The sequence below is a fragment of the Frigidibacter sp. genome (genome assembly GCF_030695035.1).
GTDB lineage: Bacteria > Pseudomonadota > Alphaproteobacteria > Rhodobacterales > Rhodobacteraceae > Frigidibacter.
Genome location: NZ_JAUYTT010000017.1, coordinates 1 through 22,053, shown reverse-complemented (window position 1 = coordinate 22,053; position 22,053 = coordinate 1). Strand labels below are relative to the sequence as shown.

Genomic DNA, 22,053 nt, shown 5'->3' with positions numbered 1-22,053 from the left:
CATACATATGGGTTCTGTATGGTTTCCATATCCCGCCACACCGCCCCTGATTAGGCTCAGCCTAACCCGTGCTGCGGAAATGACTGCTTTGCGCCTACGCCGCGCTGCCGCAGTCTGGCTCCGATGAATCCCCTCAAGGAGCCCCCGCATGATCCGCACCGGCGCAGAGTACATTGACTCGATCCGCGATGGCCGCCTTGTCTACGTGAACGGCGAGAAGGTCGCCGATGTGGCCTTGCATCCGATGTTCAAGCCGCTGGTCGATATCCGCGCCCGCATCTATGACATGGCCCATGACCCGGCCACGCGCGAGGTGATGACTGTCACGAAAGACGGCGAAATCAATGCGATAGGCAATGCGCTTCCCTATACGCAAGCCGATTGGTGGGCCAAGCGCCGCGCCACCGATGCCGTGCTGGAAGACGTGGGCGGCATCGTCACCCGCGTCGGCGATGAGACGGTGGGCGAGATGTGGTCGCTGTTCGACGGGCAGGACGTGCTGGCCGAGATCGATCCGCAATTTGCGCGCAACATTGAAACCCATATCGGCAAGGTCTTGAAAACAGACCCGTTTCACGTGTCCGCCAATACCGATCCCAAGGGCGACAGGTCCAAGGCGCCGCAGGATCAGGACCCCGACATGCTGCTGCATGTGGTGCGCGAAACCGATGCCGGCATCGTGGTGCGCGGCGCCAAGTACGAAACCGCCGCCGCCTATGCCAACCAGGCCTTCACCAAGCCGACCATCGCCAATTGGGGCAATGACACGCTGTCGGACTATGCCGTTGGATTCATTTGCGATCTTGGCAGCCCGGGGCTGAAGTTCATCTGCCGCACCGGCTTTGCCGGCCGCGCCCCGACCGAGGATTATCCGCTCTCGAACCGCTTCGACGAGGTCGATACCATCGTCATCTTCGACGATGTGCTGATCCCCTGGGAGAATGTGCTCTTCTACCGCCACACCAAGGCGGCGATGTTCATCCGCGCCACCCTGCACCGCTATTCCGCCTTCGCCTTCGTGCAGCGCAACCTGAAACTGGCCGACATGATGATCGGCGCCGCCCTGTTCAACGCCCGCCAGACCGGGCTCGACAAGCAGCAGGCGGTTCAGGAAAAGCTAAGCCAGCTGGCGGTTTACCGGGAAGGGATCAACGCCCACCTGACCGCCGCCATCGCCCTTGGCGAACGATCCCCGGCCGGGCTGATGATGCCGAACCAGTCGCTGCTTTACACCGGCCGCGTCCTCGCCTGCTCGCAGCTGCACGAGATGATGCATATCGCAAGGGAACTGTGTGGCGGCCAGATCTGCGTCACGCCCGATGCCGCCAGCTTCCGCCACCCGGAAACCAAACCCTGGATGGACAAGTACTACACCATCAATGACGAATGGGTCGCCGATGACCGCCGCAAGCTTCTCGCCTTCGCCCGCGACATGCTGAACTCGGATTACGCCGGCCACCGCCTGACCTTTCAGCTGTTTGCCCAATCGCCGCCCTTTGCACATCTTGCCGCAGTTTATCGCAATTTCGACTGGGACGGCCCGCTGGCGTTCGTGAAAGAGGCAGCCGGCCTGTCGGACCGGGTGATGGGCGAAAAAACCCTGACGCGCGGCGACAGCACCGTGTCCAAGTGGTTCTCGATGGAACTGGAGCGGACCAGCGGCCGCAGGGCCGCAGAATGATGGTATCCGGTCGCAAGGCTGCAGAGTAGGAGCATAGGCATGACGCGGCACGAAACCCTGACCCCCGCGCAAGAGCTGCACGCCAATGTCTCGGTCCCGTTCGGGGCCGCGCGCGCCATGCCCAAATCGGTCTATACCTCGCCCGAGTTTCTGGCGCAGGAGATGCGCCAGATCTTCGCCGCCGACTGGCTCTGCGCTGGCCGCGCCGATGCATTGCCCAATCCGGGCGATTACCTGACGATGCAGATCGCCGGCGAGCCGATCATCGTGCTGCGTGACCGTGACGGCGTGCTGCGCGCCATGTCCAACGTCTGCCGCCACCGGATGTCGACGCTGCTGGAGGGGCGCGGCACCACCCGCGCCATCGTCTGCCCCTATCATGCCTGGACCTACAACCTCGACGGCACCCTGCGCGGCGCCCCGGCGATGGCGCTGAACGAGGGGTTCTGCAAATCCGATGTCCGCCTGCCCCAGGTCCGCTGCGAGGACTGGCTGGGCTGGATCATGGTGACGCTGAACCCGGGTGCCCCCGAGCCCGCCGAACGGCTTCAGGGCGTCGAGGCCCTCGTCGGCAAGTTCCACATGGAGAACTACATCGAGGCGTTCCGCGAGGAGTTCCGTTGGGCGACCAACTGGAAGGTGCTGGCCGAGAATTTCATGGAAAGCTACCACCTGCCGGTCTGCCATGCCGACACCATCGGCCATACCGTCGACCTGCTGAAGATGACCTGCCCCGAGGGCGACCCGGCCTTCAACTACCATTTCATCATCAAGAATGACGCGCTGGACCTGACGCTGGCCCACCCGACCAACACGACGCTGGAAGGGGATGACCGCCGCACCACCTGGTTGATCTCGATCTACCCCTCGCTGCTGATCACCCTCTCGCCCGGCTATTTCTGGTACCTGTGCCTGACGCCCGACGGGCCCGGCCATGTGAACGTGCTGTTCGGCGGCGGGCTTGCCCCCGAGTTCGGCGCGGATCCCAAGGCGGAAGAGCATTTCGCGCGGCTGAAGACCCTGCTGGATGAGGTGAATGTCGAGGACAAGGGCTGCGTCGAAAAGGTCTATCGCGGCATCTGCTCGGCAATGGGCGCGCCGGGGCACCTCTCGCATCTGGAGCGGCCGAATTTCGAGTTCGCGCAATACATTGCCAGTCGCATCGCCCCCGAAACCACCCCTGCAGGTGCCCCATGACCACCCCGCTGCGCGAGACCTTCCTCGAGGCGATGTCCCGCGCCGCCGCCACCGTGACCGTCGTCACCACGGCCGGCGCCGCCGGGCGCGCGGGCGTCACCGTCTCTGCCATGTCCTCCGTTTCGGCCGAGGGGCAGGCGCCGACGCTGCTGGTCTGCGTCCATCACCTCTCGCCCGCCGCCACCGCGATATTCGGCAATGGCTGCTTCGCGGTGAACCTGCTGGCGGCCGATCAGCAGGCGGTGGCCGACACCTTCGCCGGTCGCCTGCCCCGCGCGGATGGCGACCGCTTCGCCTGTGCCGACTGGTCGGCGATGCCCTCCGGCGCGCCCCGCCTGCAGGGCGCGTTGGCCGCCTTCGACTGCCGGCTGATCACCGCCACCCGCGTCGGCAGCCATCACGTGCTGCTCGGCGCCGCCGAGACGGTCGCGCTGGCGGGCACCGGCCTGCCGCTCCTCTATTCCGGGCGCGCCTATGGCGCCCCGATGCGGCTCGACGCCGCCTGACCCCCCAGCCCGAGAGCATCATGGCCCATACCCGCATCCGCAAGTTCAACACCCGCGAGACCTATCCCGAACAGAAGCTCGACAATGACCTCTGCCAGGCGGTGGTGGCACGCGGCACGATGATCTTCCTGCGCGGCCAATGCCCGCAGGATCTCGACAGCGCCGCCGATATCGGCAGCCATGACCCGGTGGAGCAGACCCACAAGGTGATGCAGAACATCCGCCAGCTGATCGAGGAGGCGGGGGGGCAGATGGAGCATCTGTGCAAGGTCGTGGTCTATCTCACCGATGTGCGCCACCGTGAGGCGGTCTATCGCACGATGGGCGAATACATCCTCGGCGTGCATCCGGTCTCCACCGGCGTCGTCGTCACGGCCCTTGCCCGCCCCGGCTGGCTGGTCGAGATCGACGCGACCGCGATGATCCCGGATTGAAGGGTCCGGCACCCCGCCGCGGATCTCTCCGGCCACGGGGTGCCCTCTCCTTTGGCGGTCATCGGCTTCCCAGCCTGTACCGCAGCGCCGGCCTGACCCGGCCGCAGTTGAAATCTCTGAACTTTCCCCCTCTTCTTTGCCTAAATATCCCGGGGGTCCGGGGGCAGCGCCCCCGGCCGCCAGACCCACAGAGCCAGACCTGGAAAGCCTCGTATGACCTTCTCCCTCGTCGCCCGCTGCGAGCGTACCGGCCAGTTCGGCATCGCCATCTCCTCCTCCTCCCCCGCCGTGGCCGCCCGCTGTGCGCATGTGCGGGCCGGGGTGGGCGCGGTCGCCAGCCAGAACGTCACCGACCCGGCGCTTGGCCCGAAACTGCTGGACCTGATGGCAGCGGGGCACAGCGCGCCGGAGGCACTCGTGGCGCTGCAGGGCACCCCCTTCCTCGACTATCGCCAGTTGCTCGCAGTCGATCCGTCCGGCCGGGCAGCGGTGCATTCCGGGCCGCGCGCGCTTGGCCTCTGGGGCCATGCTACTGGGCCGGGCGTCGCGGCGGGCGGCAATCTGCTGGCGGATGCCTTGGTGCCGCAGGTGCTGGTCGATGCCTTCCTTGCCGCAGACGGCCCCCTCGGCGACCGGCTGATGGCCGCCCTGCTGGCCGGGCTCGCGGCGGGGGGCGAGGCGGGGCCGGTGCATTCGGCGGGGCTGAAGATCGCGGACCGCCTGTCCTGGCCGCTGGTGGATCTGCGGGTAGACTGGACCGAAACCTGCCCCATCGCGGCGCTGGCCGAGGCCTGGCAGGTCTATCGCCCGCAGATGGACGCCTATGTCGCCCGCGCCGAGAACCCCTCGGCCGCGCCCTCCTACGGCGTGCCGGGCGATGAATAGGCTGGCCTGCATGCGCCCTCGCGCCTAGCCTCGGGCCATGCCCCTGCGCTTCACCCTTCGCCAGCTGGAATATCTCGTCGCGGTCGGCGAGGCCGGGTCGATCGCGCTGGCGGCCGAGCGTATCAACGTCTCCTCCCCCTCGATATCTGCCGCCATCGCGCAGCTGGAGGCGGAGTTCGGCCTGCCGCTTTTCGTGCGCCGCCACGCGCAGGGCCTGTCGCTGACCCCGGGCGGGCGGCGCTTCATGGCGCAGGCACAAGCGGTGCTGGCCGAGGCGGCGCGGATGGCCGACCTTGCGCGTGAGATCACCGGGACTGTCGGCGGCCCGCTCTCGGTCGGTTGCCTCGTCACCTTCGCCCAGATCGTGCTGCCGCAGCTGCGCCGCAGCTTCGTCGAGCGCTTTCCGGCGGTGGAGTTCCGGCAGTTCGAGCAGGATCAGGCCGCGATCTATGACGGGCTGCGCCGCGGCGCGCTGGATGTGGCGCTCAGTTATGACCTGCAGATCCCGCCGGATCTGGAGTTTGTGGAGTTGGTCCGCCTGCCGCCCTATGCGGTGATGGCCGAGACGCATCCGCTGGCGCATCTGGAGGCGGTCTCGGCGGCAGAGCTGGCGCCCCATCCGATGGTGCTGCTGGATCTGCCCTTCAGCAGCGATTACTTCTTGTCCTTCTTCACTGCGCTTGGCCTGCAGCCGGTGATTGCCGAGCGTACGCGCGATATTGCGGTGATGCGCAGCCTTGTCGGCAATGGCTTTGGCTATTCGCTGGCCAATATCCGTCCGATCTCCGACCGTGCCCCTGACGGCCGCCGCCTGCGCTATGTGCCGCTGACCGGGCCGGCGCGGCCGATGCGGCTGGGGCTGATCCTTGTGGGCGGGGCCGGGGCGGCGCTGACGGTGCGCACCTTCGTCGACCATGCCCGCCAGCATGTGACGCCGGGCGCGACGCCGGGGCTGAACCTCGCGCTCGACAGAATCCGCCGCGACGTCTGACCGGGCGACAGATTCGGGATCCCGAATGCTGGGGCGCGCCGCTGGGTCGCCAAACGTGAACCGCCCAAAACCTGCGCGAAAATTGGCCTCACTGTCCAAGCCCGCGCCGAAACCGAGATGCGGCGGGGCTAAAATGCTGCGTCGCCAAAATTCCCTGTTGGCAGACATTATTACTGTGAGGAAAGTTCCTCTCACAATAACCGCGAAGTCGGGTCCATCTCTCCAACAGGGAAAGCGCTGACAGATGAATGAAACCACGCCGGACATAGAGGCCAAGATCGCCGCGCTGGAAGCGGCCCTCGGCACCGTCAACACGATGAACTCGGAAATCTTCTACTGGTGGTGCACCGCCCTGATGCTTGCGATCCACGCAGGCTTCCTCGCCTATGAGATGGGGGCCTCGCGCTCCAAGAACGCGCTGGCCTCGGGCATCAAGAACCTGCTCGCTTTCGCGTTCATCGTGCCGACCTTCTACTATGTCGGCTGGTGGATCTACCTCGCTTTCCCGGCCGGTCTGACCATTGCCGAAGGCAGCTCTGCTGGCCTGCCCTGGTCGGCGAATATGGGGCCGAACCTGACCGACCAGGCCTCGGGCATCTTCTACGCCGCCTTCACCCTCTTCGCTGCCACCACCGCCTCGATCATGTCGGGCTCGGTGATCGAGCGGATCCGCATGTCGGGGTTCACGATCCTGGCCGTCTGCCTTGGCAGCGTGGTGTGGATCCTCGGCGCATCCTGGGGCTGGCATCCGTCGGGCTGGCTGACCACCACCTGGGGCCTGCATGACGTGGGCGCCGCGGGCTGCGTGCATACCGTCGCCGGCTTCTTCACGCTGGGGGTTCTCATCAACCTCGGGCCGCGCATGGGCCGCTACAATGCCGATGGCAGCCTGAATGAGATCCCGGGCCACAACATGCCGATGTCGCTGATCGGGCTGATGCTGATCGTCATGGGCTTCTTCGGCTTCCTGGGCGGCTGCATCATCTACACCGCCGATGGCTGGCTGACGATCTACAACACCCCGGTGACGCTGTCGGCCTTTGCCTTCAACACGCTGATGGGCGTGGCGGGTGGCATGATCGGCGCTTACCTGATGACGCGCGATCCGTTCTGGATGATGTCGGGCGCGCTGGTCGGGGTCATCTCCTCTGCCCCCGCGCTGGACGTCTACTACCCGGGCCTCGCCTTCCTGATCTCGTTCCTTGGCGGCATCATCGCGCCGAAGGTCAACGACTATCTGGTGATGAAGCTGAAGATCGACGATGCGGTGGGCGCGGTTGCGGTCCACGGGGTTACAGGCGTCTATGGCCTGATCATGGCCGGCATCTTCGCCTCGGGTTACGCCAATATCGAAGGCCCGCAGATCAACCTGATGGGCCAGATCATGAGCGCCGCGGTCTTCGTGGTTCTGGGCTTCGTGCCGGGCTTCGGGCTGTCTTACCTGCTCAAGATGTTCGGCCTGCTGCGGGTCGGTCAGGGCGTGGAGCTTGCCGGTCTCGACCGGGTCGAGATCCCGGCCAAGGCCTATCCCGAAGCCGCTGTGCCTGCCTTCGAACTCTCGCCGGTTTCCCCGGCCGAGTGATCCCTTCTCAAGCATTGGAGTGATGACATGAACACTGCACCCATCGACGGCTGGGAAGGCGCGGAGGTATACTACACCTTCGCCGACAAGCCCGCGGTCATCGGCCTGCTGATCGTGGTCGGCGTCGCGGTCTGCGCCTTCACCATCTACCGGATGGCCTGGCACGAGACCCACGCTGCCAAGCGCCACGGCTAAGACGCGTCCTGTCCGATCTTCCCCCGGACCAGCCGCACCGGCCGCGCCCCGCAATGGGCGCGGCCTTTTCGTTGGGGTGCGCTGCGCATCCATAGGAAAATTAGTTTCTTGGTAATGCGTCTCGCCCTTTACTTAGCAGGCCGATTGATGTCTGCTCGGCTCATGCTGGCCCGCCCCGCGGTCACGCCCACCAGAGCCTTGCCATGACCTCATCGCCCTCCCTTCTGGCGCCTGCCCCAAGCCGCGTGTTCAACCGTGGCACCCCGGCCCTGCCGCCGGGGACAGAGCGCTACCGCGTGCCCGGCGGCGGGTCGGTGCTGCTGCGCGTGGCGGCTGGCGACCAGATCACGGTAACGGATGCCGAGGGCGGCCAGCCTTGCGAGCTGTCCTTCGTGGATGCTGCGGGCCGGTTCGAAGCCGCTGGCCTTGGCGCCAGCTGTGACTGCGACGCCCCCGGCCTCCGCGGCATCCTCGCAGCCGGGCAGGCGGGGCTCGAGAACAGCGCCCGCCGTGCGCTGGCGGCTCTCCTGCGGCTGGGGGTGGACCCGGGCCGCGCCCGTGCGCTGCGCCTCTTCGGCCAAGGCGGCGCCGCCGGCGCGCAGGCCAGCTTCACCGCCACGCTGGAAGGCACGCTGATCGCTGTCGCCCCCGGAGCTGCGATGCTGCCCGAGGCGCAGGAGACATCGACCCCCATCCACTTGCAGATCCGCCGCGGCTCCGCCCGCCTGCGCTACGCGCAGCGCCTGCCGGACCCGCTGGCCGACCCGCTGACGGATATCCGCATCCGCGCCGCCACCGCCGTCGCCTATGAGGTGAAGGCCGGCGACTGGATCCAGGTGATCGACGTCGATGGCCGCCAATGCACCGACTTTCAGGCCTTCGACGCCCGCAAGCTCGACCGCGGCATCGAACATGCGCTGGACGCGACCATCACCCGCACGCTGCTCGGCCGCAGCTACCCGACCCCCGGCCTGCCCGCCAAGGCCTTCGACCGCGACTTCCAGCCGCTGGTCGAGGTGGTGCGTGACACGGTCGGCCGCCACGACGCCTTCGCCACCGCCTGCAATTCGCGCTATTACGACGATGCCGGCTACCCCGGCCATGCCAATTGCACCGACAATTTCAACCGGGTGCTGGACCCGTTCGGCGTGGCCCCCCGCAAGGGGTGGGAGGCGCTGAACTTCTTCTACAACACCGGCGTCGATCACCTGAACCAGCTCTATTTCGACGAGCCCTGGTCGCGCCCCGGCGACTATGTGCTGATGCGGGCGCTGACCGATCTTGTCTGCGTCTCCTCCTCCTGCCCCGACGACATCGACCCGGCGAATGGCTGGGATCTGACCGACATCCACATCCGCACCTTTTCGGGGCGTGAGAGCTTCAGCAGAGCGGTAGCCACCAGAATGACCCCCGATGCAGTGCCCGAGCTGACCAAAGAAACCGGCTTTCACGCGGGCCTTGCCCCGCATGTGAAGGAGCATGTCGAATATCGCGGCTACTGGCTGCCGAATGAGACGCGGGCGGGCAAGCTGGCCGAATACTGGGCCTGCCGCGAAAAGGCGGTGGTCATGGACCTCTCCCCCCTGCGCAAGTTCGAGGTGACGGGCCCCGATGCCGAGGCGTTGCTGCAATGGTGCCTGACCCGCGATGTGCGCAAGCTGGCGGTGGGGCAGGTGGTCTATTCCGCCATGTGCTATGACCATGGCGGCATGGTCGATGATGGCACCCTGTTCCGCATGGGCGACATGGCCTTCCGCTGGATCGGCGGCGACGATGCCAGCGGGATCTGGCTGCGCGAGCAGGCGCAGAAGATGGGCTATCGCGCCTGGGTCCGCTCCTCCACCGACCAGTTGCACAACATCGCCGTGCAGGGGCCTGCCGCCCGCGAGGTGCTGAAGGATCTGGTCTGGACCGGGCCGACCCGCACCCCGGTGGCCGATCTCGACTGGTTCCGCTTCACCGTCGGCCGCATCGGCGGGTTCGAGGGGATTCCGCTGGTGGTGTCGCGCACCGGCTATACCGGCGAGCTGGGGTATGAGGTTTTCTGCCATCCGCGCGATGCCGGTGCGGTGCTGGCGGCGGTGATGGAGGCGGGGGCGCCGCATGGCCTGATCCCGATGGGCCTCGCTGCGCTCGATATGGTGCGGATCGAGGCGGGGCTGATCTTCGCCCATCACGAATTCACCGACCAGACCGACCCGTTCGAGGCTGGTATAGGTTTCACCGTGCCGCTGAAGGGCAAGCCTGACGCCTTTGTCGGGCGTGAGGTGCTGGTGGAGCGCAAGGCGCATCCGCGGCATCTGCTGGCGGGGCTCGACATCGGCGGGCGCGATGCGGTGGCGCATGGCGACGGCGTGTTCCTCCGCCGGGCGCAGGTGGGGGTGGTGACCTCGGCCACCTTCTCGCCCGTGCTTGGCAAGCAGATCGCGCTGGCGCGGATCGAGCCTTTGCACGCCGCGCCGGGCACGGCGCTGGAGGTCGGCAAGCTGGATGGCCAGATGAAGCGCATCCCGGCCGAGGTGGTGACGCTGTCGCATTACGACCCCGGCAAGCTGCGGCCGCGGGGGCTGGCTTAGGCCCGCGCCTCGATCCCGTATTCGCGCCCCAGCAGGATCAGCTCGTCCCACAGCGACAGCGCGAAACCACGCAGCACCGCCAGCTCGAACGCCTCGGGACCGGTGCGCGCAAGGGTGATGCCGATATGCCCGAACAGCGTCTGCGCCGCGCCGCCCTCCGGCAGCAGCGCAAGGTTCACCGCCGTGCCCTTGGCCAGCAGGTCCGCCGCACGGGGACCGGACAGCGACACCCGCATCCGGCCGTGCGTCTGGTCCGACAGCGCGAAGGTCGGGGCTAGCGCCGCCTGAGCCTCGGCCAGCGTGCCGGTGCCCACACCCACGATCAGCCACTGTCCGGGGCCGATGCTGCGCAGCGGGCAGCGGCCAGCGCCATAGGCCAGCATCGGCGCCGGATCGGTGCCGGGGCGGGCGAGGGCCTGCCACAGCCGGTCCTCCGGCAGGGCGGCGAGGGTCACCCCCGTGCCCGGCGCGCCGAAATGGCCGGTGGCAGCAGAGGCAAGGGCGGGGCGGGCGATCAGCACGGTGTCAGGCATGAAGCTTCTCGTTCTTTGGGTCGATGAAGACCGGAGAGGTCAGGCGCGCGGGGATGGCGGCGTCGTTCAGCCCGTCCCAGACCACCACCTCCTCGCCATGCCGCTGGCTGCCGCCCGCGACCAGCGCGAGGGCGATGGAATGGCCCAGATGCGGCGAATGGGCGGACGAGGTGAGGTAGCCCTGATCGTTTTCCAGCGTTGCCTCCGCCCCCTTCGCCAGCACATGCGAGCCGGTGCGCAGCGGCATTGCAGGGTCCAGTGGCACTACGCCTACGAGTTGGGGGCGGGCGGGATCGGTCAGCCCCTCGCGGTCCAGCAGATGCTTGCCGATGAAGTCGGGCTTCACGGTGGAGACCATCTTGCCCATCCCCAGATCGGCGGGCACCACCGTGCCGTTGATCTCGGCATGGGTCACATGACCCTTCTCGATCCGCAGCACCGCCAGCGCCTCGGAGCCGTAGGCGCAGATGCCTTCGGGCGCGCCGGCCGTCATGATCGCCGCGGCCACCGCCTCGCCATACCCGGCCGGCACCGCCAGCTCATAGGCCAGCTCGCCCGAGAACGAGATGCGGAACAGCCGCCCGGTGATTCCGCACTTCAGCGGCACCTCGCGCGCGGCCATGAAGGGGAAGGCTTCGTTCGACAGGTCGGTATCCACGATCCGCTGCAGGATCTGCCGCGCCATCGGCCCCGCCACGGCCATCTGCGCCCATTGGTCGGTGGCCGAGGCCAGCCGCACATCTAGATCCGGCCAAAGCGCCTGCGCGCAGAATTCCAGATGCGTCATCACCCCCGCAGCCAGCGCGGTGGTGGTGGTCATGTAGAAATGGTCCTCTCCCAGACGGCTGGTGGTGCCATCGTCATAGATGAACCCGTCCTCGCGCAGCATCAGCCCATAGCGGGCGCGGCCCACCGGCAGCTTGGCGAAGCCATTGGAATATATGCGATTAAGGAACTCCGCGGCATCGGCCCCGAAGATCTCGATCTTGCCCAAGGTGGAGACATCGCAGAGCCCGGCGGCGCGGCGGACGGTCAGCACCTCGCGGTCCACCGATTGCCGCCAGCCGGTCTCGCCTGCCCGCGGGAACCAGGCGGAGCGATACCAGAGCCCGGTTTCCACGAACTCTGCCCCAAGGCTCTCGGCCCAGCCATGCAGGGGCGAGCGGCGGACGGGCTGGAAGTCATGCCCGCGTGAGGTGCCGGCGAGGGCGCCGAAGCTGACGGGGGTGTAGAAGGGGCGGAACGTGGTCAGGCCGACCTCGGCAATGGTGGTGCCGCGGGCCTTGGCGAGGATGGCGGCGGCGTTGATGTTGCCGAGCTTGCCCTGATCGGTCGCCATGCCGCTGGTGGTGTAGCGCTTGGCAAGCTCGGCATCGGCATAGCCCTCGGCAGCGGCGAGGATCAGGTCCCTGGCGTGGACATCGTTCTGATAATCCACGAACTTCTTGCCCTTGGTCTTGCCGAGCGCGCCAAGCGGGGGCTGCGCGATCGTGTCTTCCGGCGCGGGGCCGAAGGCTGGGGTCGCGCGTAGGCCGATCCGGGCAAGGGCCGCCGTGGCGCGGGCGGCACCGTCACCGAGGCAGGCGGCGTGGCCCGACAGGCCCGCGGCGGCACCGGCGATGAGCAGGCCCTCCTGTTCGACGGGCGCAAGGAAGGCTTGCCGCGCATCGGACCAGACCGGCCGGGTGCCGCGGTGGCAGGCGAGGTGGATCACCGGGCTGAAGCCGCCGGACATGGCGATGGCATCGGCCTCGATCCGCGCGCCGCCCTCGATCTGCAGGGCTTTCAAGGACTTGCCGCCGATGGCCTTGCCCGGAATGCCGCGGATCAGCGGGGCTTTTCCTTGCCAGCTTGGGCCATCGCCGAGGCTGACCAGCGCCGCAACCTCTAGCCCAAGTGCCTCCATCTGCGCGGCGAGCGCGAAGCCAGCGGGGCCCTGGGTCAGGATCGTGGTGCGCTGGCCGGGGGCGACGGCCTGGCGGTGCAGGTAGCTGGCGGTGGCGGAGGCGGTCATGATGCCCGGGATATCGTTGCCGGCGAAGACCTGCGGGCGTTCCTCGGCGCCGGTCGCCAGCACCGCCTGCCGCGCGGCGATGCGCCAGAGGCGTTCGACGGGGGCGTCGGGGGAGGGGGCGGCGAGGTGCTTCTGCACCCGCTCCACCGCGCCGAAGACGTTGCCGTCATACCAGCCGAAGACGGTGGTGCGCGGCAGCAGGCGCACGTTGAGCGTGGCAAGTTCTGCAAGGATTTCCGTGAGTTGCGGCCACGCCGCGGGATCGGACAGCAGCCCGCCGCCAAGCTCCATCCCCTCATCGGCCAGCACCACCGAGGCCCCCGCGCGGGCGGCGGTCAGCGCGGCGGCGAGGCCTGCGGCGCCGGCGCCGATGACCAGAAGGTCGCAATGCGCCCAGGTTTTCTCATATCTATCAGGGTCTTGCAGGGTGGTGGCGCGGCCGAGGCCGGCGGCGCGGCGGATGATCGGCTCGTAGACTTTCTCCCAGAAGGAGGCGGGCCACATGAAGGTCTTGTAGTAGAAACCGGCACCGAGGAAGCGGGAGAGGAGGCCGTTCAGTGCGCCGATATCGTGGTCGAGGCTGGGCCAGCGGTTCTGGCTGTGTGCCTCAAGCCCTTGATAAAGCTCCACCATCGTCGCGCGGGTGTTGGGTTCGGTGCGGCCTTCGCGGCCGATGGTCATCAGGGCGTTGGGTTCGGCGGAACCTGCCGTCACAACCCCGCGGGGGCGGTGGTATTTGAAGCTGCGGGCCATGAGGCGCTGGCCGTTTGCGAGCAGGGCCGAGGCGAGCGTGTCGCCGGGGTGGCCGGCCAACTGCTTGCCATCAAAAGAAAATTCGACGCGGCGCGAGCGGTCGAGGCGGCCGCCGGTGGGGAGGCGGTGGCTGGTCATGGGCGTTCTCCGGCCGCGTCGGTCACCGAATGCACGGCATGGGTGGCGGTGTTGCGGTTCACCACCAGCCAGCGGCGGCAGCCGCCGGAGTGGTGCCAGTGCTCGGCATAGTCTCCGCGCGGATTTTCCCGAAGATAAACATGGGCTTGCCACTCCGCCACGGGCGCATTGGGCGCCGGACGGGGCAGGGCGGCGCCGCGGACTGTGAACTCTTCCTTGGGGCGCGGGCCGCAATGCGGGCAGGGGATCAGGCTGGCCATTTCGTCCTCGGATCGGGATACAGAAACCGTATGGAACCTATACAGAAACCATACATATGACTTTTAGGGGCAGGGGCTTGGTCAGTGCAGGTTGGGTTGGGCCCCTTGACCCTTCTCATCAATCAGATAGCCCCGCGCGAAGCGGTCCAGCCGGAAGGCCCGCGCCACCTCATGCGGGGCATCCTTGGCAATCAGATGCGCGAAGCACAGGCCCGAGGCGGGGGTGGCCTTGAAGCCGCCATAGCACCAGCCGGCATTGAGGTAGAGGTTGGGCAGGTGGGTCTTGTCGATGATCGGCGAGCCGTCCATCGACATGTCCATCACCCCGGCCCAGGCTCGCAGCACCCGCACGCGGGACAGCGCGGGGATCATCGCCACCCCCGCCTCGGCCACATGCTCGATATTGGCGAGGTTGCCGCGCTGGGCGTAGCTGTTGTAGCCCTCGATATCGCCGCCGAAGACGAGGCCGCCCTTGTCGGATTGCGAGAGGTAGAAATGCCCCGCGCCGAAGGTGACGACGGTGTCGATGAAGGGCTTGAGCCCCTCCGACACATAGGCCTGCAGCGCATGGGTCTCGATCGGCAGGGTGATGCCGACCATGGCGGCGGTGATGCCGGAATGGCCGGCGGTGGCCAGCGCCAGACGCTTGCAGCGGATGGTGCCGCGGGAGGTTTCGACCTCGGTCACGCTGCCGTTGTGCTGCCGGATCGCGGTGACCTCGCAATGCGGGATGATGTCCACGCCGCGCGCGCTCGCGCCGCGGGCATAGCCCCAGGCGACGGCATCATGGCGCACGGTGCCGCCGCGGCGTTGGCGGATTGCGCCCTTGATCGGGAAGCGGGCATTGTCGAAATCGAGGAAGGGCAGGATCTTGCGCACCGCCTCGCGGTCCAGAATCTCGGCATCGACGCCGTGCAGGCGCATGGCGTTGCCGCGGCGGCGATAGGCATCGCGCTGCGCGTCGGAATGGATGAGGTTGACGACGCCGCGCTGGCTGACCATGGCGTTGAAGTTGAAATCCTGCTCCAGCCCCTCCCACAGCTTCATCGACAGCTCGTAGAACGGGTTGTTGCCGGGCAGCAGGTAGTTGGATCGGATGATGGTGGTGTTGCGGCCGATATTGCCCGAGCCGACATAGCCCTTTTCCAGCACCGCGACATTGGTGATGCCGAACTCCTTGGCGAGGTAATAGGCGGTGGCGAGGCCGTGACCGCCCCCCCCGACGATGACCACGTCATACTCGGCTTTGGGCGCGGGGCTGCGCCAGGCGGGGGCGGGTGCCTTGCCGGTGAGGCCGTTCAGAAGCACGGACAGGGCGGAATAGCGCATAGGGCGGTCCTTCGCTGCGGATGCGTCCTGTTTGCGCTGCAGCTGCGGCGCGGGATTGCAGAAATGGGACTTGTTGTGTCATCCATGGGACATGAGCAAGGATCGGGACCAGAGCGGGGTGCAGGAGATCGGCTTCGTGCTGATCCCGGGCTTTGCGCTGATGTCCTATGCCTCGGCCACCGAGCCCTTGCGCGCGGCGAACCAGTTGGCGGGGCGCGAGATCTACCGGGTGCGGGCCTTTGCGCCGGGGGGGCGGGGGGTGGCCTCGTCGGGGGCCGAGATCCCGGCGGAGGCTTTGCCGGAGCGGGCGGCGGGGCTGCATACGGTGTTCGTTTGCGCCGGGGGTGGGCCGGCGGAGTGGGACTGGCCCGAGGTGGCGGCCTGTCTGCGGATGCTGGGCCGGGCCGGGGTGCGGCTGGGGGGCATCTCGGGCGGGGCCTGGTTGCTGGCGGCGGCGGGGCTGCTGGAGCGGCAGGCGTTCACGATCCATTGGGAGCACGCGCCGGCGCTGGTCGAGGCGATGCCGCATCTGCGGCCCGAGCAGGCGCGCTTTGTGTTGGACGGGCCGCGGATCACCTGTGGCGGCGGGGTGGCGCCCTTGGACATGATGCATGCGCTGATCGCCGAGCGGATGGGCGCGGGGTTTGCGCGGCGGGTGAGCGACTGGTTCCTGCATGCCGAGGTGGCGGGCGGGGCGGGGCCGCAGCGGGGCGCGTTGGCACAGCGGTATGGCACGCATCATCCGGGGCTGCTGGCGGTGCTGGGGCAGATGGAAGCGGCGACCGAGCAGCCCTTGGGGCGCGAGGCGCTGGCGCGGCTGGCGGGGGTGAGCCCGCGGCATCTGGACCGGCTGTTCGCCGCGCAACTGGGGGTGAGCTTTCGGGCGCAGTATCTGCGGATGCGGCTGGACCATGCGCAGCGGTTGCTGGTGCAGAGCCCGATGTCGCTGGCCGAGATTGCCTTTGCGACGGGGTTTTCGAGCGCGAGCCATTTTTCAAGGGCGTGGCGGGGGCGGTTCGGGCGGACGCCGGGGGCGATGCGGGCGGAGGTGCGCGGGCTGGGGGAGATGCGGGCGGAGGTGCGGGGGGTGTGAGCCGGTGGCTCGGGCGGGAAAGGGCGAGGCACTGCCTCGACCCCGCCCGTGCGGGGCATGTCGACCGGAGCCGCTGGCCGCTAGAGACCGTGTGAGGGCAGCGCCCGACCTGGCGGGCGCTGGCCGGGCCCTCTGGGGGCCCGTCCGGTGCAAGAGGCGAGGGCAGCGCGTGGCGAAGGCGATGGCCTTCGCCAATTTGATGGGAGTTGGAGGGGGTAATAGAGTTCGCGCGCGCGTATCTTTCCTTAGAGGGGCGTTTCCTTTACTCATGGGGGATGGCGCCACACCGGCGCATCGCAGAGGATGCCAGCATGGACATGGACCCCAAGCGCGCCGCGCCGCTGAACCAGGACCCCCATGCGCTGCGCGAGCCGCGCGAGAACCGGCTGGAGCTGGCGATCGGGCATGAGGTGCGGACCTTCCGCAAGAAGCTGGGCATCACCGTGACCGACCTTGCCAGCGCCACCGGCCTGTCGCTGGGGATGCTGTCGAAGATCGAGAACGGCAATATCTCGCCCTCCCTCAGCACCCTGCAGGCGCTGTCGAAGGGGCTGGGCGTGCCGATGACCGCCTTCTTCCGCGGCTTCGAGGAGCCGCGCAACGCGATGTTCGTGAAGGCGGGGGAAGGGGTGGAGCTGGAGCGGCGCGGCACGCGCGCCGGGCACCAGTACAACCTGCTGGGGCATATCGACAACAACTCGTCAGGCGTGGTGGTGGAGCCGTATTTGATTACCCTCTCGGACGATGCCGATGTGTTCCCGACCTTCCAGCATGAGGGGATGGAGTTCCTCTACATGCTCGAGGGTGAGGTGGTTTACCGGCATGGCGACAAGCTGTTTCACATGCAGCCGGGGGACAGCCTGTTCTTCGACGCCGATGCCCCGCATGGGCCCGAAGAGCTGGTGAGCCTGCCGGCGCGCTACCTGTCGATCATCAGCTATCCGCAGGCGACGGAGCGGCGCTGAGGTTGCCTTAAGAGAAATATTTATTCTTCAGGATTGATGCTGCGGTTGCGGCATGCTACGGCTGGACTCACCACGCGAAGGAGGGTCATGCCATGTGCGGGATTGTCGGGCTGTTTCTGAAGGACAGGGATCTGGAGCCGCAGCTGGGCGCGCTTCTGTCCGGGATGCTGGTCACCATGACCGACCGCGGGCCGGACAGCGCGGGGATCGCGATCTACGGCACCCCGGCCGAGGGCAAGGCCAAGATCACCGTGCAATCACCCGAGCCGGAGGCGGTGTTCCCGGGGCTGGAAGCGGCGCTGGCCGAGGCTTCGGGCGGCAGCGCGGCGGTGGCGGTGAAGAGCACCCATGCGGTGATCACGCTCGATGCCGGCAAGGTGCCTGCTGTGCGCGCGGCGCTGGCGGGCATGTCCGGCATCCGGGTGATGGGCGTCGGCGAGGCGGTGGAGATCTTCAAGGAGGTCGGCCTGCCCAAGGACGTGATCGCCCGGTTCGAGATTGCCAAGATGACCGGCAGCCACGGCATCGGCCATACCCGCATGGCCACCGAAAGCGCCGTCACCACGATGGGCGCGCATCCGTTTTCCACCGGGGCGGACCAGTGCCTTGTGCACAATGGCTCGCTGTCCAACCATAACGGCCTCCGCCGGGTGCTGCGGCAGAAGGGCATGACTTTCGAGACCGAGAATGACACCGAGGTCGCCGCCGCCTACCTGACCGCCGAGATGGCCGAGGGCAAGAATCTGGGCGAGGCGCTGGACGGCGCGCTCGATGATCTCGACGGCTTCTTCACCTTCGTTGTCGGCACCAAATCCGGCTTTGGCGTGCTGCGCGATCCCATTGCCTGCAAGCCCGCGGTGATGGCCGAGACCGACCAATATGTCGCCTTCGGCAGCGAATACCGCGCGCTGGCCAACCTGCCCGGGATCGAGACCGCCCGCGTCTGGGAGCCCGAGCCTGCAACCGTCTATTTCTGGGAGCATTGAGAATGCCGGTCATCGACCTTGCCACAACCCCGCTGCGCGAGCTCAATCAGGCGCTGCACGATGCCGCCGCCCCCGGCCATAACGATACCGAGTTCGAGGTGATCAACCCCAAGGGTGCCCATGCCGTTGCGGTGGGCGTGTCTGCCCCGGTGACGGTCGAGGTGAAGGGATCGGTCGGCTATTACTGCGGCGGCATGAACGAGCAGGCCAGCATCACCGTCCATGGCTCTGCCGGGCCCGGGGTCGCCGAGAACATGATGAGCGGGACCGTCGTCATCAAGGGCGATGCCAGCCAATATGCGGGCGCCACCGGGCGCGGCGGGCTTCTGGTGATCGAGGGCAATGCGGCCTCTCGCTGCGGCATCTCGATGAAGGGCATCAACATCGTGGTGCGCGGCAATATCGGCCATATGTCGGCCTTCATGGCGCAGTCGGGCAACCTTGTGGTGCTGGGGGACGCGGGCGAGGCACTGGGCGATTCGCTCTACGAGGCGCGGCTGTTCGTGCGCGGCGCGGTGAAGAGCCTCGGCGCCGATTGCATCGCCAAGGAGATGCGGCCGGAGCATCTGGAGCTGCTGGAGGGGCTGCTGGCCGAAGCCGGGATCACCGACGCGCGCCCCGAGGAGTTCACCCGCTATGGCTCTGCCCGCACGCTCTACAATTTCAACATCGACAATGCCGACGCGTATTGAGCGGGGAGCCACCAGATGAGCCAGAACAACCATCCGACGACCCCGCGCAAATCGGCGACCTTCGATGATTACACGATGTCGGAGATCCGCCGCGCGGCGGCCACGGGGATCTATGACATCCGCGGCGGCGGCACCAAGCGCAAGGTGCCGCATTTCGACGACCTTCTGTTCCTTGGCGCCTCGATGAGCCGCTATCCGCTGGAGGGCTACCGCGAGAAGTGCAGCACCGAGGTGGTGCTGGGCACGCGCTTTGCCAAGAAGCCGATCACGCTGAAGATCCCGATCACCATTGCGGGGATGTCCTTTGGCTCCCTCTCTGGCCCGGCGAAAGAGGCGCTGGGGCGCGGGGCGACGCTGGCCGGCACCTCGACCACCACCGGCGATGGCGGGATGACGGAGGAGGAGCGCGGCCATTCGGAAACGCTGGTCTATCAGTATCTTCCCAGCCGTTACGGGATGAACCCGCGCGACCTGCGCCGGGCCGATGCCATCGAGATCGTGATCGGGCAGGGTGCCAAGCCGGGCGGTGGCGGGATGCTGCTGGGGCAGAAGATTTCCGACCGCGTGGCAGAGATGCGCACCCTGCCCAAGGGCATCGACCAGCGGTCGGCCTGCCGGCACCCGGACTGGACCGGTCCCGATGATCTTGAGATCAAGATCCTGGAGCTGCGCGAGATCACCGGGTGGGAGAAGCCGATCTACATCAAGGTCGGCGGCGCGCGGCCCTATTACGACACGGCGCTGGCGGTGAAGGCCGGGGCTGATGTGGTGGTGCTGGACGGGATGCAGGGCGGCACCGCCGCCACGCAAGAAGTGTTCATCGAACATGTGGGGATGCCGACGCTGGCCTGCATCCGCCCCGCCGTGCAGGCGCTGCAGGACCTGGGGATGCACCGGAAGGTGCAGCTTGTGGTGTCGGGCGGTATCCGCAATGGCGCCGATGTCGCCAAGGCGCTGGCGCTGGGCGCGGACGCCGTGTCGATCGGCACCGCGGCGCTGGTGGCGCTGGGCGACAACGATCCGAAATGGGAGGCGGAGTATCAGGCGCTGGGCACCACCGCCGGATCTTATGACGACTGGCACGAGGGGCGCGACCCCGCCGGCATCACCACGCAGGACCCCGAGCTGGCAAGCCGGCTGGACCCGGTTCTGGCCGGGCGGCGGCTGGCCAATTACCTCAAGGTGATGACGCTGGAGGCGCAGACCATCGCGCGGGCCTGCGGCAAGAGCCATGTCCACAACCTCGAGCCCGAGGATCTGGTGGCGCTGACCATCGAAGCCTCGGCCATGGCCGGGGTGCCGCTGGCAGGGACCAGCTGGATCCCCGGCAAGACTGGCTTCTGACGGCAACGGCCGCGCCCCCAACCGGCGCGGCCGTTCTTCTTTGACAAACAAAAAAACGACAGGGAACAGCGATGACAACCGATCTGGCCACATGGGCCGCGGAACGCGGCGTCAAGTATTTCATGATCTCTTACACCGACCTCTTCGGTGGGCAGCGGGCGAAACTGGTGCCGACGCCGGCGATTGCCGACATGCAGGCCGATGGCGCGGGCTTTGCCGGGTTTGCGACCTGGCTGGACCTGACCCCCGCGCATCCCGACCTGTTCGCGATGCCCGATCCCGCCTCGGCCACGCAGCTGCCCTGGAAGCCCGAGGTCGCCTGGGTCGCCGCCGACCTCTATATGGAGGGGGCGCCGGTCGCGCAGGCACCGCGCAATGTGCTCAAACGGCTGGTGGCCGAGGCGGCCGAGATGGGGCTGAGCGTCAAGACCGGGATCGAGCCCGAGTTCTTCCTCATCTCGCCGGACGGGAAGGAGATTTCCGACGGCATGGATACCGCGGAAAAGCCCTGCTACGACCAGCAATCGCTGATGCGCCGCTATGACGTGATCGCGGAAATCTGCGGCTACATGCTCGATCTGGGCTGGAAGCCGTACCAGAACGACCATGAGGACGCGAATGGCCAGTTCGAGATGAACTGGGAATACGATGATGTGCTGGTGACGGCGGACCGGCACAGCTTCTTCAAGTTCATGGTGAAGTCGGTGGCCGAAAAGCACGGGCTGCGGGCGACCTTCATGCCCAAGCCGTTCAAGGGGCTGACCGGGAATGGCTGCCACGCCCATATCTCTGTCTGGGACACGGACGGGCGCAATGCCTTTGCCGACAAGGAGATGCCGTTTGGGCTCTCGGCCGAGGGGCGGACGTTTCTCGGCGGGATCATGAAGCACGCCTCGGCACTGGCGGCGATCACCAACCCGACGGTGAACAGCTACAAGCGCATCAACGCGCCGCGGACGGTTTCGGGGGCGACCTGGGCGCCGAACACGGTGACCTGGACCGGCAACAACCGCACCCATATGGTGCGCGTGCCGGGGCCGGGGCGGTTCGAGTTGCGCCTGCCCGATGGCGCGGTGAACCCGTATCTGCTGCAGGCGATCATCCTGGCGGCGGGGCTTGGCGGGATGCGCAGCAAGGCCGATCCGGGGCGGCACCATGACATCGACATGTACCGCGAGGGGCATACCGTCACCGATGCGCCGAAGCTGCCGCTGAACCTCTTGGACGCGCTGCGCGCCTATGAGGAGGATCCGGAGCTGCAGGCGGCCTTGGGGACGGAGTTCTCGGCGGCCTACCTGAAGCTGAAGCACGCCGAGTGGAACACCTACACGGCGCAGTTCACGCCTTGGGAACACGACACCACGCTGGATATCTAGGCCGCGCCGGATCAGCCCGGCTCTCGCGGTGGCCTTGGGGCCGCCGCCCCGTTTCCCATGTTCATGGAGGATGCGCGTGCCGCATTACGTTCTGACCGTCACTTGCCTCTCCACCCGCGGGATCGTCGCGGCGATCTCGGGCTTCCTCGCCGATCAGGGCTGCAACATCACCGATTCCGCCCAGTTCGACGACATGGGCACCGGGCAGTTCTTCATGCGCGTGACCTTCGCGCCGGAAACGGGGGCGTCGCTTGTCTCTTTGACGGACGCCTTCGCCGCCATCGCCGAGCCCTTCGGGATGGACTGGGCGATCCACGACGCCGCCCACCGGGTGAAGGTGCTGCTGATGGTCTCCAACTTCGGCCATTGCCTGAATGACCTCCTCTACCGCTGGCGCATCGGCGCGCTGCCGATCGAGATCGTGGGCGTGGTGTCGAACCATCTGACCTATCAGAAGGTGGTCGTGAACCACGACATCCCCTTCCACCTGATCAAGGTGACGAAGGAGAACAAGCCCGAGGCC

19 protein-coding genes and 1 pseudogene are annotated in these 22,053 nt (G+C 67.3%); 16 read left to right on the top strand and 4 right to left on the bottom strand.

Annotated features, from left to right (window positions below):
• Positions 1-148: 148 nt before the first annotated feature.
• The 9 genes from Q8S30_RS16515 to Q8S30_RS16475 all read left to right on the top strand — a co-directional run bounded on the left by Q8S30_RS16515 (position 149) and on the right by Q8S30_RS16475 (position 10,047).
• Complete coding sequence (locus Q8S30_RS16515; protein ID WP_305667125.1) at positions 149-1,681, top strand: 4-hydroxyphenylacetate 3-hydroxylase family protein; 1,533 nt, start codon at positions 149-151, stop codon at positions 1,679-1,681.
• Positions 1,682-1,720: 39 nt separating this feature from the next.
• Positions 1,721-2,878: an aromatic ring-hydroxylating dioxygenase subunit alpha gene (locus Q8S30_RS16510; RefSeq protein WP_305667124.1), complete on the top strand. Its 1,158-nt coding sequence runs from the start codon at positions 1,721-1,723 to the stop codon at positions 2,876-2,878.
• Positions 2,875-3,384 (top strand): flavin reductase family protein, encoded by a 510-nt coding sequence (locus Q8S30_RS16505; RefSeq protein ID WP_305667123.1) that lies wholly within the window; start codon positions 2,875-2,877, stop codon positions 3,382-3,384. The genes Q8S30_RS16510 and Q8S30_RS16505 overlap by 4 nt, the downstream gene beginning before the upstream one ends.
• Before the next feature lie 20 nt (positions 3,385-3,404).
• Positions 3,405-3,818, top strand: coding sequence for a RidA family protein (locus tag Q8S30_RS16500; RefSeq protein WP_305667122.1), 414 nt, complete (start codon positions 3,405-3,407; stop codon positions 3,816-3,818).
• Between the two features lie 213 nt (positions 3,819-4,031).
• Entirely contained in the window at positions 4,032-4,703 is a 672-nt protein-coding gene (locus tag Q8S30_RS16495) for a DUF1028 domain-containing protein (protein WP_305667121.1), read from the top strand.
• A gap of 37 nt (positions 4,704-4,740) precedes the next feature.
• On the top strand, positions 4,741-5,694 hold the full coding sequence (locus tag Q8S30_RS16490; RefSeq protein WP_305667120.1) for a LysR family transcriptional regulator: 954 nt from the start codon (positions 4,741-4,743) through the stop codon (positions 5,692-5,694).
• Between the two features lie 244 nt (positions 5,695-5,938).
• Positions 5,939-7,276: an ammonium transporter gene (locus tag Q8S30_RS16485; RefSeq protein ID WP_305667119.1), complete on the top strand. Its 1,338-nt coding sequence runs from the start codon at positions 5,939-5,941 to the stop codon at positions 7,274-7,276.
• A 27-nt stretch (positions 7,277-7,303) separates the two neighbouring features.
• Positions 7,304-7,471, top strand: coding sequence for a hypothetical protein (locus Q8S30_RS16480; RefSeq protein ID WP_305667118.1), 168 nt, complete (start codon positions 7,304-7,306; stop codon positions 7,469-7,471).
• Between the two features lie 203 nt (positions 7,472-7,674).
• Positions 7,675-10,047: a DUF1989 domain-containing protein gene (locus Q8S30_RS16475; protein WP_305667117.1), complete on the top strand. Its 2,373-nt coding sequence runs from the start codon at positions 7,675-7,677 to the stop codon at positions 10,045-10,047.
• Here Q8S30_RS16475 and Q8S30_RS16470 read toward each other — a convergent pair.
• The 4 genes from Q8S30_RS16470 to Q8S30_RS16455 all read right to left on the bottom strand — a co-directional run bounded on the left by Q8S30_RS16470 (position 10,044) and on the right by Q8S30_RS16455 (position 15,074).
• The gene (locus Q8S30_RS16470) at positions 10,044-10,580 is read right to left on the bottom strand and encodes a sarcosine oxidase subunit gamma family protein (protein WP_305667116.1); all 537 of its coding nucleotides are present in this window, start codon (positions 10,578-10,580) and stop codon (positions 10,044-10,046) included. The two genes, Q8S30_RS16475 and Q8S30_RS16470, sit on opposite strands and share 4 nt — an antisense overlap.
• On the bottom strand, positions 10,573-13,485 hold the full coding sequence (locus tag Q8S30_RS16465) for a sarcosine oxidase subunit alpha family protein (protein WP_305667115.1): 2,913 nt from the start codon (positions 13,483-13,485) through the stop codon (positions 10,573-10,575). Before Q8S30_RS16465 ends, Q8S30_RS16470 begins: the two co-directional genes overlap by 8 nt.
• Positions 13,482-13,745 carry a sarcosine oxidase subunit delta gene (locus Q8S30_RS16460; protein ID WP_305667114.1) on the bottom strand — a complete coding sequence of 88 codons (264 nt, stop codon included), beginning with the start codon at positions 13,743-13,745 and terminating at the stop codon, positions 13,482-13,484. Before Q8S30_RS16460 ends, Q8S30_RS16465 begins: the two co-directional genes overlap by 4 nt.
• A gap of 81 nt (positions 13,746-13,826) precedes the next feature.
• Entirely contained in the window at positions 13,827-15,074 is a 1,248-nt protein-coding gene (locus Q8S30_RS16455) for a sarcosine oxidase subunit beta family protein (protein ID WP_305667113.1), read from the bottom strand.
• Between the two features lie 91 nt (positions 15,075-15,165).
• Between Q8S30_RS16455 and Q8S30_RS16450 the strand changes: the two genes are divergently transcribed.
• The 7 genes and pseudogenes from Q8S30_RS16450 to purU all read left to right on the top strand — a co-directional run.
• Complete coding sequence (locus Q8S30_RS16450) at positions 15,166-16,167, top strand: GlxA family transcriptional regulator (RefSeq protein WP_305667112.1); 1,002 nt, start codon at positions 15,166-15,168, stop codon at positions 16,165-16,167.
• Positions 16,168-16,478: 311 nt separating this feature from the next.
• Positions 16,479-17,132 (top strand): XRE family transcriptional regulator, encoded by a 654-nt coding sequence (locus Q8S30_RS16445; protein WP_305667111.1) that lies wholly within the window; start codon positions 16,479-16,481, stop codon positions 17,130-17,132.
• A gap of 92 nt (positions 17,133-17,224) precedes the next feature.
• Entirely contained in the window at positions 17,225-18,118 is an 894-nt protein-coding gene (locus Q8S30_RS16440; protein ID WP_305667110.1) for a glutamine amidotransferase family protein, read from the top strand.
• Positions 18,119-18,120: 2 nt separating this feature from the next.
• Positions 18,121-18,810 carry a GXGXG domain-containing protein gene (locus tag Q8S30_RS16435; RefSeq protein WP_305667109.1) on the top strand — a complete coding sequence of 230 codons (690 nt, stop codon included), beginning with the start codon at positions 18,121-18,123 and terminating at the stop codon, positions 18,808-18,810.
• Positions 18,811-18,825: 15 nt separating this feature from the next.
• Entirely contained in the window at positions 18,826-20,154 is a 1,329-nt protein-coding gene (locus Q8S30_RS16430; protein ID WP_305667108.1) for an FMN-binding glutamate synthase family protein, read from the top strand.
• Positions 20,155-20,225: 71 nt separating this feature from the next.
• Complete coding sequence (gene glnT, locus Q8S30_RS16425) at positions 20,226-21,530, top strand: type III glutamate--ammonia ligase (RefSeq protein WP_305667107.1); 1,305 nt, start codon at positions 20,226-20,228, stop codon at positions 21,528-21,530.
• Positions 21,531-21,606: 76 nt separating this feature from the next.
• A pseudogene (gene purU, locus Q8S30_RS16420) lies at positions 21,607-22,053 on the top strand (formyltetrahydrofolate deformylase); the annotation flags it as partial.